This window comes from Microcoleus sp. Pol12B5, from assembly GCF_036701335.1.
In the GTDB taxonomy this organism is placed as follows: domain Bacteria; phylum Cyanobacteriota; class Cyanobacteriia; order Cyanobacteriales; family Microcoleaceae; genus Microcoleus.
Map to the genome: position 1 here is coordinate 52457 of NZ_JAUBQQ010000010.1, position 13910 is coordinate 66366.

The following is a 13910-nucleotide window of genomic DNA, read 5'->3' on the forward strand; positions in this document are numbered from 1 at the left end:
AACTCCTACACCAGCGGGGACAACCACGAGTCCCACAACGGGGACAACCACGAGTCCCACAACGGGGACATTGCCGACACAGGTTCCGAGTCCGAGTCCGATTCCGACTCCGACTGCCGGCGGGACAACTCCGAGTCCGAGTCCTTCGATCGTCCCCACTCCAACTGCGGCGCCCCCAACTCCTCCGCCTTTAGGCGGGGGACCGACTCCGCCGAGTTTTACATCTCCGACTCCTAACCAGCCGCCGATCGTGGAAGCTGGCAAGACGGTGACTGGTTTGCAGAATTTGCCTCTGTCTCTGAGCATTTCGGCGCCTAGCGACCCGGAGGGCCAGCCGCTGTCGATCGCGGTAGTCGGACTTCCCAATCCTACTTTTGGTCAGGTAATTACGGGTACGAACCCGGTCGCCGTGAACCAAAAGTTAACCGTTCAGGATTTACTTGGGCTGAAATTCCAACCGGGAACAAACGTGATCGGGCAAGCCGGTTCTTTCAGCTACAGCGTAGCTGACGACCAAGGCGGCACGGCAGCAGCCTCAGTAGCGATTAACATCAATTCTTTCGATACCTCCGTAACTGTTCCAACTATCCTGTCGCCGATTGCTGTCGATGACGGCATCGTCTTTACCAATACGAATAATTTGCTGCCCACTTTCATCGACGTACTGGCGAACGATTCCAGTCCGCAAAAAGGGACACTCAGCATTATCAATGTCAGCACACCACAACTGGGGGTAGCTGTAAATCTTGTCTCTCAAGTGCAATTCATCCCCGGCAACGTAGCGGGTACAACTGCTTTCACCTACAGCGTCAGCGACGGATTCGGGACAGTTCCGGGCGTAGGTACTGTCACCGTTCAAATCTTGCCTGCTGATAGCGGGCCTAACAATTTAGTTGGGGGTTCTTTGCCGGACAATTTGGACGGTTTGGCGGGCAGCGATACTATTGACGGTCAAGGCGGCAACGATACGATTAACGGCGGTGTGGATAACGACGTGCTCGTAGGGGGCCTCGGCGCAGATACCATGACAGGGGGTGGCGGCAACAATCAATTCCGCTATACCAGCCCTGCACAAGGTGGGCCGGCTTTTGATGCGTCTTCTTCGGCGGCGATCGAGGCTGCGATCGCGGCGGGCGGATACGATGTGATTACTGATTTTAGCGGTCTCGGTGTGCCGATCGCCGATCAGTTTAATTTTGCCCCCGGATTTGCCAATCTCAGCGGTAACACCCAAGTTCTGCTAAATGTGCAGACAACGGTTTCTGCAAATATTCTGGGAGGAAGTGCTTTCTTGTTTGCCTACGATTCCGGCGGCAATACTTACATTATTTATGACGGCAATGGCAATAACCTCAGTGGCGCCGACTCTCGCATTTTGGCGAAGTTAAATGGTGTAACTGGGGTTTCTGCTCTTTCGGAATTTGACTTGACGTTTATCTAGGAAGATAAGAGGTTTGAAACCACAAATTAACGCAGATTAACGCCGATTTCCTTGGCAGTTTATCTGCGTTAATTTTTGTTCATCTGCGGTGAAAAATTAAATCCGATTATCTTCAGAAAAAAGTCCCAACAAAGGGCCTAGAATAGCGCCGAAAACAAAGCCGCCAGCGTGGGCCCAGTAAGCAACTCCCCCGGATTCCATGCCGACACTTGCCGGGGCATTCAAGGAAGCCAGGCCGCTCAATGCTTGCTGTGCAAACCAAAATCCTAGAAAGAAGAAAGCGGGGACTCTGACAGTGGTAATAAAGATTCCTAAGGGCAGCAGTGTGAGAACTTTGGCTTGGGGATATCTGAGAATGTAAGCTCCCATCACGCCTGCGATCGCGCCGCTAGCACCTAGAGAAGGAATGGCAGATGCGGAGGAAAAAAACCACTGAGTTAGTGATGCTAAAACGCCGCAAGTAAGGTAAAATATTATAAATTTGACGTGTCCTAAACGGTCTTCTACGTTGTTGCCAAAAATCCACAAAAATAACATATTTCCGGCAATGTGAAGAAAGCCTGCGTGCAGGAATTGGGAACTAATTAGTGTCGTCCATTCGGGAAATGGCGAAACGGGCAGAGCAACCCGACACATATTGCTTAACTGGCAAGGAACTACGGCCCAAGAGTAGAAAAATTCGGTTAATTGTCGATCGCCCAAACTGAGTTCGTACAAAAATACTAATATGTTTGCCGCAATCAGCCCGTAGGTGACATAGGGAGTGATAGTAATGGGATTTTCATCGCGTAAGGGAACCACAGCCTTTTTTTCCTCATCAAAATATTGGCAACACAGTAGCGCATTTATAGCCCAGGTGTCTCCTGTCTAAAGGAAGAGGAAACAAGCCAATCGATTTTAGATTTTAGATTTTGGATTTTAGATTTAAAGAATTTAAGAATTTAAGAATTTAAGAATTTAAGAATTTAAGAAGGCGACCTCACGGATGTATCCGAGGGCTGGTTAATCGATTTTAGATTTTAGATTTTAGATTTTCGGTTTTAGAATTGAAGAATTCAAGAAAGCGACCTCACGGATGTATCCGGGGGCTGCTTATTGGATACTATATTTTTTATTTATGCACGGATGAATCCGGGGGCTTGTACCGCCCTTGGATGTCGCAAGCTTCCTTTAAACCCACCGTCTCCCGCTGAAACAAAAATAAAACCTATTGAATAAAACCCTCCACTTTGCAGTTAGTTGAATATCTGCTTTTTAGTGTTGGGTTTTATTTGACCGCAAAGGGTATATTCTAGGATGGGCGAGCAAGTTTGTAGTTGCGATATTCGTGCGGGTTTTTACCTTTCAACAAAACTACAAACTTATTTATCCGCTTGCTGATTACATTTTTACAGCGGGGCTAGTCGAAGGTTTAGGCGACTTAATTTCCTGGGAAACTGCACGGACGCGGTAGAGTTTAGCAACGACTTGCTCACACTTGGATAAATCGGATTCTATCTCTGTCAAAATGGCAGTTGATACGGGATCTGTGAACTTCACCCGCAGGTTGTTGATATCGACAACACCAGTTTGCAAATCGCCGAGAGTGCTCCGCAGCAAGAACGTTTCATCTGTTCCTTGCATTGAGGCTTTTAATTTAGCGTATTTGTCAGCAATTTGGGCGGGAATTGAGGGTTTTTCACCGAAATCGTTGAGGCGCTTTTCGATAGCGAGGATGTGGTTCTGTTTATTTTGAATCATTTCTCTCAAGAGCGATCGCAAATCGCTGTCTTGGGTTTTTTCCGCATAATGTTCAAAGGCTTCGCAAGCATAGCGTTCCCCTGCGAGGGCGGTATTCAAAGCTTTAACAATGTCGCCTTGTGTAGAACCTCCCCAACCATTAGCTAATTTCCACCATTCTGCATTTGTGTCAGTTTCTTCTGGCAAACCGACTTCTTTTCCGCCGTAACCGAGGCGAGCCAGAATTGCGGTGGTAAATATTGCTAAATCTCCCGGTTGGCGGGAAGTGATCAAGTTGCCGTCAACGACTAAAGCTTCGTTGATGTAGTTAGCTCCGGCATTGATCATGTCTTTTTTAATCGACAAGAAACCTGTGGCATTTTTGCCTTTCAGCAAGTCGGCTTCAATCAAAACTTGCGGGCCGTGGCAAACCGCAGCGACGATTTTTCCTTGCTCAAATGCTTCTCGTACAAACCGTACTGTATTGGGATTAGTCCGCATTGTATCGGGAGCCATACCGCCGGGAATTATCACTGCATCGAATTCTGCTGGTACTGCTTCTGTGGTAGTTCCGTCAGCCTGCTGGGCAACTTTTCCTTGTTTCCCTGCATACTTTTCGTTTGTCCGAGAACCGAGGACAACTACTTCAAATCCTGATTGTTTTAAGGCGTTGTAAGGAACTAGAAATTCGGAATCTTCAACTCCATTTTCAATGAGTATGGCAACTCGTTTGGTGTTGATGCCGTTATTTGTTGTCATAATCAACTTTCCTCAGACTATCTTTTCATCTAACATTAAGTCATTTATGATGTTTTTAGCGTCTTGCTAAAGTGATAAATTAGTGATTTTTAAAAGATGTCAGCGTGAGCCTTGAGAGGTATTTTTCAGAACTGTCTCAATGCACGTAAGAGGCTCCATTAATGTCGATCGTAGTCCCGGTAGCGTGTGTAGCTAAACCCGACGCTAAAAACGCGATAACATTAGCAACATCTTGAGGAGGAGCGATTTTGCCGATCGGGATATCGCGAATAATATCAGCTTCACCGAACTCTTGAATAAACTGATTAGACATTTCTGTACGGACAAATCCCGGTGCAACTGTAAATGCCAAAATATTATCAGCCGCAAACCCTCTAGCAATGCTGCGAGTTAAAGCAACAATAGCACCTTTAGAAGCGGCGTAGTGCAGATAATTCGGGTCATCGCCGCGAAAAGCAGCGCGACTTGCTATATTAATAATTGTACCGACTCGGCGAGTTTGAAAATGCAGAATAGATTCCCGGCACAAATCGGCAACGGCAACTAAATTAACTTGTAGAGTTTGCTGCCAAGCTGACGACCAAATATCGAACTCGTCCTCGATACCCGCTGACTGCATAATCCCCGCATTATTAACTAAAATATCAATATGACCGCGCCATTTTAAAGCATCACGCCACAAAGTCGAGGCCGCGTTTTCCACCCTCAAATCTGCTGCCAATAAATAACAGCGATCGCGCGCAACACTTGCTGCTACCGCTTCAGCTTCTTTGTGACTGCGAAAGTAATGCAAAATCACCTCAGCCCCAGCATTAACCAGAGTCCGCACCGTCACTGCACCAATCCCTTTCGAGCCACCAGTTACTAAAATTACCTTTCCGGTTAAATCAATCATTTCTGTCTCTCTTTTCTCTTTCTCTGTGGCCTCTGCGCCCTCTGCGGTTAATAAAAAAAATAAATCCTCTTTAAAAAAATAATTGCTATATTATACAGCAGATTCCATCTAATGTATATGCCATTGCGTCATACTGATAGATATCTGCAACACACATCTCCAAAAACTTCCAAATCTTTTCCCAGGTTGGTTTCTATTGGAAATATAGCCACTTCTGAAAGCACTATAACTTCTTTGTCCTTAAACTCGATAACTACAGTGGATTCGGCAGCAAAGGTCGAATCAGAGCCATAATTCGATCAGAATTAAAATTATTGATATAATCAGTTAGTGCTTTGGAGAAACTTGGTTTGGATTCGGGAATTTGTACGATTAATTCGTTCATAACTTCGGTATCGAGATAGTAAGCGGCTTGATACATTTGCTCTAACCACTCAGGGGACATTACTGATAGATCTTCTACAGACACCGTTTCAACTAATTGTTTTTGTGGAGCTGGTTCTACGACTTCGTAGATATATTGCACTCCCAAATATTTAGCGAGTTTGTCAAAAAGTTCTCTCTGCTCAAATGGCTTACTTATAAAGTCGTTAAAACCAGCCATAAGAACTTTCTCTCGCTCTTCTTCAAAAATACTGGCAGTTAAAGCAATAATGACAGTTTCTTGGCTTTGAGGGCGTTCTCTAATATATTTAGTAGCTGTGTAGCCATCCACGATCGGCATTCGCAGATCCATCAGAATCAGGTGCGGCCGCCAACTCTCCCAGAGTGAGACTGCCTCCACTCCTTGTTTTGCTTCTCTCACCTCAAAACCAACCGAACTCAGGATCTCGATTAACAAGCGACGATTTTCTTCTAAATCTTCAACAATAAGAATGCGGTAAGTCGGTTGTCCGGGAGCTAAACCAATTACTCTTTGATTAATTGATTCTGGGACTAAGGATTCTGCTTGAGGTAACTGTACACCAATATCAAAGGAAAAAGTGCTACCTCGGTTCAAAGTGCTTTTAACCCGAATTTGACCGCCCATAAGTTTGACGAGTTTTTGACTAATGGCTAAACCAAGCCCACTGCCTTGACTCAAATTCTTCCCAGCTTGAGCTTGCACAAATACCTTAAATAGGGTATCAATTTCTGTGGGCGCAATTCCCACGCCTGTATCCTCAACTTCAAAACATAGGTGACAGGATGTTTTGTCTCTTTTTGCTGCTCTTACCCGTAGGGTGACGCTTCCTTGGTTGGTAAACTTAATCGCATTACTGAGCAGATTGACCAAGACTTGATAAAGTTTTTTCTCGTCGCTATGTACAAATTGAGGAATGTCGGGAGCTAGCTCGAAAATTAGTTGCAATTCTTTAGATTGGACTTTAACTTGAAACATTTCTTCAATAGAAGCCAGCAAATTTATCAAATCAAAGTCAGAAAGATTGAGTGTCATCCGTCCGCTCTCTATTTTGGATAAATCTAAAATATCGTTAATTAAGTCCAATAAATGTCTACCGCTACGATTGACAATCTGTAAACGTTCTTGGAGAGAAGGAGTCAGATTTCTCTCATAGCTCATCAATTGGGTGAATCCCAAAATAGAGTTGAGCGGGGTGCGGAGTTCGTGGCTCATATTCGCGAGGAAGACAGTCTTGGCTTGGTTTGCTTCATTTGCCTGGTGAAATTCCAACTCAGCTTGTTTGCGATCGCTAATGTCAATTAAATATCCCAAGATTTCTACTGGTGTACCTGAATGATCTTGAATTAGCCTAAACTGAGCGAGCATCCAGCGATAAACCCCATCGGAGCGACGAAAACGGTATTCCTGGAAATACAAATCATTAACCAATAGATTTGCTAAGCCATGAACCACTGTTTCTACATCATCGGGGTGTAAGTGATTCACCCAAAATTTAGAATCTTCTAAAAACTCGCTGGTTTTGTAGCCCCATATATCTTTGATATTTTCGCTGATGAACGTTGCACCATAATCGCCAGCAGGTTTACTGCTAAAAATGACCACGGGGCTGTAGTTTAGAAGAAAGTTGAGGCGATTTGTGGTTGCTTGCAAGGCTTGCTCAGCCAGTTTTAGCTCTGTTGCGTCCTCCTGAACGGCAACATATACAGTTCCGTATTCAGGATGCTCAAACCTGGATGTATGAACTCTGCACCAAAAGAGAGTTCCATCTTTCTTTCTATTCTGGACTTCATATTTCGCTGCCCCGGTCTGTTCAATTTGAGTGACGATATCTAGAACGGTTACATCTGGTGTAAAATTTGTATCGACATAATTCAAGACACCAACGGATTGACCGGCTAGTTCGCCCTCTGTGTAGCCAAACATAGCGTCAAAAGTAGGATTGGTGTAGACGATCAGGAGGTCTGAGGCTTTGATTAAACACACTCCTCCTGCCATGTTATTCATGATAACGCTTTGAAGTTCAAGCGTTTTTTGAGCTTCTTTTCGAGTGGTAATGTCTTGGATTTGAGCAATAAAATGAAGTGGATTTCCCTGTCCATCTTGTACTAGCGAGCCATCAAGAAGAATCCAAATTATATGTCCTTGTTTATGGAAATACCGTTTTTCCAGTTGGTAAGTTGAAATTGTTCCTGCTAATAGTTGATGTGCATACCTAAGATCCGCGTCTAAATCGTCAGGATGGGTGATGTCTTGGAAAGTTAACGCTAACAACTCTTCTGAGGAGTAGCCAAGAATTTGACATAAGGCAGGATTGACTTTAATCCAGTGCCCATCAAGTGAAACGATCGCCATCCCGATAGAGGCATCTTCAAACGCATGGCGAAACTGCTCTTCACTGTTTCGTAAAGCCATCTCAATTTGTTTGCGATCGCTAATATCGCGCAAAATAACAGTAAATACCGTTTCGTCTCCCATTTCCAGCTTAGAAATAGAGGCTTCAGCCGAAAACTGCGTTCCATCTTGACGACGAGCCAAAATCTCGCCTCGTTCTCCCATCCTTCGCGCTCTGGTAGAAGACTGTGCAAATTGTTTGATATGCTGCGGATGTGCATCTCTAAACTGTTCTGGCAGCAGTAAATTCAGTGGCTTCCCTAAAATATCCTCAATTTTATAGCCAAACATCTTTTCTGCCCCTTGATTAAACAGGGTAATGCGTTGAGTGCGATCGACTGAAATAATTGCATCATTGGCGATTTCTAGAATTCCCGCAAAACGAGCCTGCGATTTTTGTAAAGCATCTGTTCTTTCAGCCACAAGAATTTCTAAAGTTTCGTTAAGTTTTTTAATTTCTTTTTCCGCTTGTTGGCGCTTGTAATCTATGTGGTTTAAAGAGCGAGCCGTCCCCAAGATGAGAATTGAGAACGTGACAACCATAACAGTTGAACGCAATGTATAGCCAAAATTAACGTTATACCAGCCTAAATTTTGTCCCTGAAGAGTCAACCAGTTCAGTGTCACTGGAAAGATTGTCCCCCAAGGCAGCAACCACCGAACCATTACTCCGCCCACCAGGGGACTGTTTACTACTTGCATTAATCCTTGTTTGGGACGGAGGCATAAAATTCCTCCATAGAGGATGAAAAAGGTGGCGATCGTGTTTACGGGTTGAGTCGTCGTAATTGTAGCCAAACGTTCAAAAATATCGACATGGAATAGGTGTGCAAATAAAGCTAGTAGAGAAATTAAAGTTGCAACACTACTAAAAATCTGAGCCAACCAAGTATCGCGTTGGGAGTTTTGCCCTAAGAGTAATAGTGCTAGTCCCATCAGCACAAAATTTAGGGCGGTATTTAGTCCCATTCTTCCCGGATAAGGAGTCGCTGAAGACACGAAATCTGGGAAAAGCCACTCATCAATACCCAGCTTCCAACCAAAAATATACTGGATCAGCGTCAGCATACCGAGGATTATTATCAATCCTGCCATCCATTGAGCGATGCAATTGTGCAGTCGGGTTCTTTGGTACTGTAACAATTTCAAAGACACTCCAGCCAGCAAAAAGCAAATTGCCGTGTTTGCTTTCATGGTCGAAGTCATACCGGGAAAACCGCTTTTGAGTAGCGAGATGTCAAATTGCCAACCAAGCAGCACGAGACACCCGATCGCAATGACGAGTAGACTTGCCATGTGAGAAATCCGTTTGCTCATAAATCGGCTGCTTGGGTTGAAATACTCTTCTTCTGATGTTAGGCGAAGCGAAGAAGGGCAACCACGGGGGGACTGCCCCTAACCGAACTATTCAGATTTTGTAGGGCTGCGCCCCCTTGCCAGCCCAATATCTCCGGGATCGCAGAACTTCTTTCTGCGTAAAGTCAGCTTTATAACCTAATAATTCAACTATACTATTTGTGCATATGTTTATATTCCTCTAGCAGGAAACTAGGGAAATGAGTATGATTGTCCATAGAACTAGCGATAGGGTTAGCGATCGAGCTACAAACTACCGAGGCAATATTTTAATTGTTGACGATCTGCCTGATAACCTGCGTCTGCTCAGGGATACTTTGAGGGAAGAGGGTTATAAAGTTCGCAGTGCTATAACAGGAGCAATGGCGCTCAGAGCCGCCCAATCGCCATCGACGGAGTTAATCTTACTAGACATTAAATTGCCTGATATTGATGGTTATGAAGTTTGCCGAAAATTAAAATCTGACGAGCGCACTGCCGACATTCCCATAATTTTTTTGAGTGCGCTAAATGAAACCTTTAATAAGGTGCAAGGGCTTACTGCTGGAGGGGTAGATTATATTGCTAAGCCATTTCAAGTCGAAGAAGTATTAGCTCGTGTCGAAACCCACCTAACGATCCGAAGGCTGCAACAAAGACTGCAAAAGCAAAATTTACGTCTGTTGAGAGAAATTGAAGAACGGCAACGTCTCGAAGAGTCTCTCTTTGCCGAAAAGGAATTGGCTCAAGTGACACTGCAATCCATTGGCGATGCGGTCATTACTACTGATGCCCAAGGTAGGGTGAGATATTTTAATCCTATAGCTGAGCGACTGACAGGCTGGAAAACTCATGAGGTTCAAGGAGTTCCTTTCTCTACAGTCTTCCTAATTGTCGATCAAGTAACGCGAGAGCCAGTAGAGAATCCTATAAACATGGCTCTATTAGAGGAGCGAATTGTGACCTTAGCTAACAATACTATTCTGATTGCCGATGATGGAACCGAGTATCCCATTGCTGACTCGGCAGCACCTATTCGAGACCGCCAAGGTCAAATTATCGGGGCAGTAATCGTCTTTCATGATGTTACTGAATCGCGCTATCTCACCCGTCAACTCTCTTGGGAAGCTAGTCACGATTCCCTAACGGGGTTAATTAACCGTCGAAAATTTGAGCAGCACCTAGTTGAGGCGATCGCCTCTTTTAAAGATAGCAATCACCAGCACGCTCTCTGTTATTTAGATTTAGATCAGTTCAAAGTCGTTAATGATACCGTAGGTCATATTGCTGGCGATGAGCTACTGCGCCAAATCACCGCACTTATTCAACAGGGAGTCCGTGCTCATGATATGCTGGCTCGCTTGGGAGGTGATGAGTTTGGTATTTTGCTCACTCAATGTTCGCTCTCTCAAGCAACTCAGATTGCCGAAAACCTCAAAGACCTAGTGCATCAGTTTCGGTTTATTTGGAATGGCAAAACCTTTATCATCGGAGTCAGCATTGGAGTTGTTGCTATTGACCAAACAAGCCAAGATTTGAGGGAGCTTCTGGGAGCGGCTGATGCAGCTTGTTATGCTGCCAAAGCCAGAGGCCGCAACTGTGTTCATATTTATAGTCTAGATGATAGCGAACTAATTAAACAACGTGGTGAGAGGCAGTTGATTTCCCAAATCAGCCGAGCGCTGGAAACCAATCGTTTTTGTCTTTACTATCAAAAGATTGTCTCTATTACCTCTAAACCATTAGTAGAGCATTATGAGATTTTGGTTAGAATGCTGGACGAAAATGGAAAATTAGTATCTCCAAATGAGTTTATTCCCGCCGCCGAGCGTTACGGCTTGATCACTGAGATCGATTGTTGGGTAATCCAAACTTTTTTCTCTAATTACCATAAACTGCCGGAAAAAGATGTTCTTAGTCAAGGCTTGTATACGATCAATCTTTCTGGGGCTAGCATTAGTAACAATCAGTTTATGAGGTTTTTAATCGAACAATTTTCTCGCTATCAAGTCCCCCCACAAAGCATTGGTTTTGAAATCACGGAAACCGCAGCGATCGCAAACTTTGAGCAAGCCAGATATTTCATGAGCGAACTCAAAAAGATTGGCTGTTGCTTTGCTTTAGATGATTTTGGGAGTGGGTTGAGTTCCTTTGCGTATCTGATAAATTTACCAGTTGATTATCTAAAAATTGATGGTGCTTTTGTCAAGAATATTAGTCATAATTTGATTTCTCAAGCGCTGGTTGAAGGCTTTAATCGTATTGCCCATGCGATGAATCTTGAAACTATAGCTGAGTTTGTCGAAGACGAGACTATCTTAGAAAAATTGCGGGAGATTGGAGTAGATTATGCTCAGGGTTATGGGATCGCCCGCCCCGTGCCTATTAATTTTAATCGCTAGCCCTCGCACTGGGCCAGCGGGCCCATTACCTCACGCCTGCCCCCTGTCAGGAGGCCTCTAAGAGTCGATCGCCCGCTGCTACAAGGCTGGCTCAATTTACTGTGTCACATTAAGATCGAATGTGCTGTAATTGTAAAGGATTGAGTGTTCTATTGGAAATAAACCGGAAAATTTGCCATGAAAGCAGTTGCGTTCGATCGCTACGGTTCAGCCGAGGAATTGCAGTACCGAGAGTTGGAAAAGCCGATCGCCAAATCCAACGAATTGTTAGTGCGAATTCGGGCTAGCAGCGTCAATCCTGTAGACTGGAAAATCCGGAAAGGACACCTGCAACTATTAACAGGATTTAACTTTCCTCGAATAGTCGGTTCTGACATATCGGGAGTTGTGGTGGAAGTCGGCCGGGAAGTCACCAAATTTCAACCCGGAGATGAAGTTTATACTTTCTTAAATCCCATCAATGGGGGTGCTTGCGCCGAATACGCGGCCGTGCCAGAATCGGATGCAGCAATTAAACCGAAAAACATCACTCATGCAGAAGCAGCAGGAGTACCGATCGCAGGTTTAACTGCTTTGCAATCGCTCAGGGATTTGGGTCAACTTCAAGCAGGAAACAAAGTATTGATTAACGGCGGTTCCAGCGGAGTCGGCACTTTTGCCGTGCAAGTTGCGAAAGCAATGAACGCGGAAGTAACGGGAGTTTGCAGTGCTAAAAATAGAGAATTTGTCAAGAGTTTGGGAGCGAACTTTGTTCTGGATTACGCTGAAATTGACTTTACTCAACAGCCCGAAAAATATGATATAATTTTGGATGCTGTCGGGACAAGAACATTTGCTGAATGCGAAAAAGTGCTGCAACCAGAGGGAGTTTATATCTCGACTTTGCCGAGTTTCGACAACCTCGCACCGATGTTAACGAGCTGGTTTTTATCGGGCAAAAAAGCTAAATTCATTCTAGCCAATGCCAACACCAGCGATTTAGGGGCTTTGCGGGAGTTAATAGAATCCGATAAAGTTGAGCCGATTGTCGATCGCACTTACAGCTTAGCAGAAGTAGCAGCAGCCCACGCTTACAGCGAAACGGGCCGCGCGATCGGCAAAATTGCGATCGTGATTGATGGCTAAAAAAAATTATGGCTAACCAATGGGCTTAAAGTAAAAAGAGCGATCCCCCTTAATCCAGAAACTGATTTCTGCTACCACCTGCACCCAAGACTAATAAACGTAAAACCTAAATAAAATCAACAATACCTATGACTGTGCCCTCAGACTTGGAGACATCCGAACAAGGTTCCGACAACAACCTAGAACAAGTTAGCCGGGAAAATAGCATTGAACCCATCGCCGATGATTTAGTGGATGTCAGTAACTTAGAAGACGAAGAAGTTAGCGAGGGAAATAGCATTGAACCCATCGCCGATGATTTAGTGGATGTCAGTAACTTAGAAGACGAAGCAGTTAGCGAGGAAAATAGCATTGCACCCATCGCCGATGATTTAGAGGCTGTCAGTAACTTAGAAGACGAAGCATTTAGCGAGGAAAATAGTATTGAACCCATCGCCGATGATTTAGAGGCTGTCAGTAACTTAGAAGACGAAGCATTTAGCGAGGAAAATAGCATTGCACCAATCGCCGATGATTTAGAAGCTGTCAGTAACTTAGAAGATAAAAAAGTTAGAGCTAAAAATAGCATTGCATCCATAGCCGATGATTTCGAGGGTGTCAGTAACTTAGAAGACAAAGCAGTTATCCCGGAAAATAACATTGCACTAATCGCCGACAGTTTTCTGGGTTCCCGCAACCTAGAAAATGAATATCTCGATGAACTTCCCGACGAAGTTGAAATGTCTTTGTTCGACCATTTAGAAGAATTGCGACAGCGACTTTTCTACTCGCTAATTGCCGTAGCAGTCGCTGTAATCGGTTGCTTTTTCACAGTTAAACCCATCGTACAATTGCTAGAAGTACCCGCCGGGCCCGTCAAGTTTCTGCAACTAGCTCCCGGCGAGTATTTCTTTGTTTCTATCGAAGTGGCCGGATACAGCGGTTTGCTCCTCGCCAGTCCGTTTATTTTTTACCAGATAGCGCTGTTTGTTCTCCCCGGCTTGACTCGCAAAGAACGCAGGTTGCTGGGGCCGGTGTTTTTCGGTTCGAGTTTCCTATTTTTGGGCGGGTTAGTCTTTGCTTACATCGCTCTGATTCCGGCGGCGCTCAACTTCTTTGTTACCTATGGGGCGGATGTTGTAGAGCAGTTGTGGTCGATCGACAAATACTTTAAATTTGTGCTGCTGTTAATGTTCAGCACTGGCTTAGCTTTTCAAATCCCGATCGTCCAAGTATTGCTCGGCGTTTTGGGCATAGTTTCTTCCAACCAAATGCTCTCCGGCTGGCGGTATGTAGTCTTGGGAGCGGCAGTTTTGGGAGCGGTGTTAACGCCTTCTACTGACCCTTTAACGCAAAGTCTTTTAGGAGGTGCGGTGCTCGGCTTGTATTTTGGCGGGGTTGGTTTAGTGAAGCTTTTAGGACGGTGATTTCTTAATGATGTAAAATCAACACTATCGA

At 44.6% G+C, this 13910-nt stretch carries 8 protein-coding genes; 4 read left to right on the top strand and 4 right to left on the bottom strand.

The window, feature by feature from the left end:
* Positions 1 to 1441 (top strand): calcium-binding protein (locus QUA24_RS07915; protein WP_445242588.1); only part of this gene is annotated, 1441 nt, incomplete at its 5' end.
* A gap of 96 nt (positions 1442 to 1537) precedes the next feature.
* Here the strand turns inward: QUA24_RS07915 and QUA24_RS07920 are convergent.
* The 4 genes from QUA24_RS07920 to QUA24_RS07935 all read right to left on the bottom strand — a co-directional run bounded on the left by QUA24_RS07920 (position 1538) and on the right by QUA24_RS07935 (position 8928).
* Positions 1538 to 2242 carry a rhomboid family intramembrane serine protease gene (locus QUA24_RS07920; protein ID WP_333228638.1) on the bottom strand — a complete coding sequence of 235 codons (705 nt, stop codon included), beginning with the start codon at positions 2240 to 2242 and terminating at the stop codon, positions 1538 to 1540.
* Positions 2243 to 2821: 579 nt separating this feature from the next.
* Positions 2822 to 3919, bottom strand: a complete 1098-nt coding sequence (locus tag QUA24_RS07925; RefSeq protein ID WP_333228639.1) for a DJ-1/PfpI/YhbO family deglycase/protease — start codon at positions 3917 to 3919, stop codon at positions 2822 to 2824.
* A 136-nt stretch (positions 3920 to 4055) separates the two neighbouring features.
* Entirely contained in the window at positions 4056 to 4814 is a 759-nt protein-coding gene (locus tag QUA24_RS07930) for an SDR family oxidoreductase (RefSeq protein WP_333228641.1), read from the bottom strand.
* A 253-nt stretch (positions 4815 to 5067) separates the two neighbouring features.
* Complete coding sequence (locus tag QUA24_RS07935) at positions 5068 to 8928, bottom strand: PAS domain S-box protein (protein WP_333228643.1); 3861 nt, start codon at positions 8926 to 8928, stop codon at positions 5068 to 5070.
* A 245-nt stretch (positions 8929 to 9173) separates the two neighbouring features.
* On the opposite strand from QUA24_RS07935, the gene QUA24_RS07940 reads away from it, so the two are divergent.
* The 3 genes from QUA24_RS07940 to tatC all read left to right on the top strand — a co-directional run bounded on the left by QUA24_RS07940 (position 9174) and on the right by tatC (position 13879).
* Positions 9174 to 11348: an EAL domain-containing protein gene (locus QUA24_RS07940; RefSeq protein ID WP_333228645.1), complete on the top strand. Its 2175-nt coding sequence runs from the start codon at positions 9174 to 9176 to the stop codon at positions 11346 to 11348.
* A 177-nt stretch (positions 11349 to 11525) separates the two neighbouring features.
* Complete coding sequence (locus QUA24_RS07945) at positions 11526 to 12473, top strand: NAD(P)-dependent alcohol dehydrogenase (protein WP_333228647.1); 948 nt, start codon at positions 11526 to 11528, stop codon at positions 12471 to 12473.
* A 638-nt stretch (positions 12474 to 13111) separates the two neighbouring features.
* Positions 13112 to 13879 carry a twin-arginine translocase subunit TatC gene (tatC, locus tag QUA24_RS07950; RefSeq protein ID WP_333228751.1) on the top strand — a complete coding sequence of 256 codons (768 nt, stop codon included), beginning with the start codon at positions 13112 to 13114 and terminating at the stop codon, positions 13877 to 13879.
* Positions 13880 to 13910: the final 31 nt, after the last annotated feature.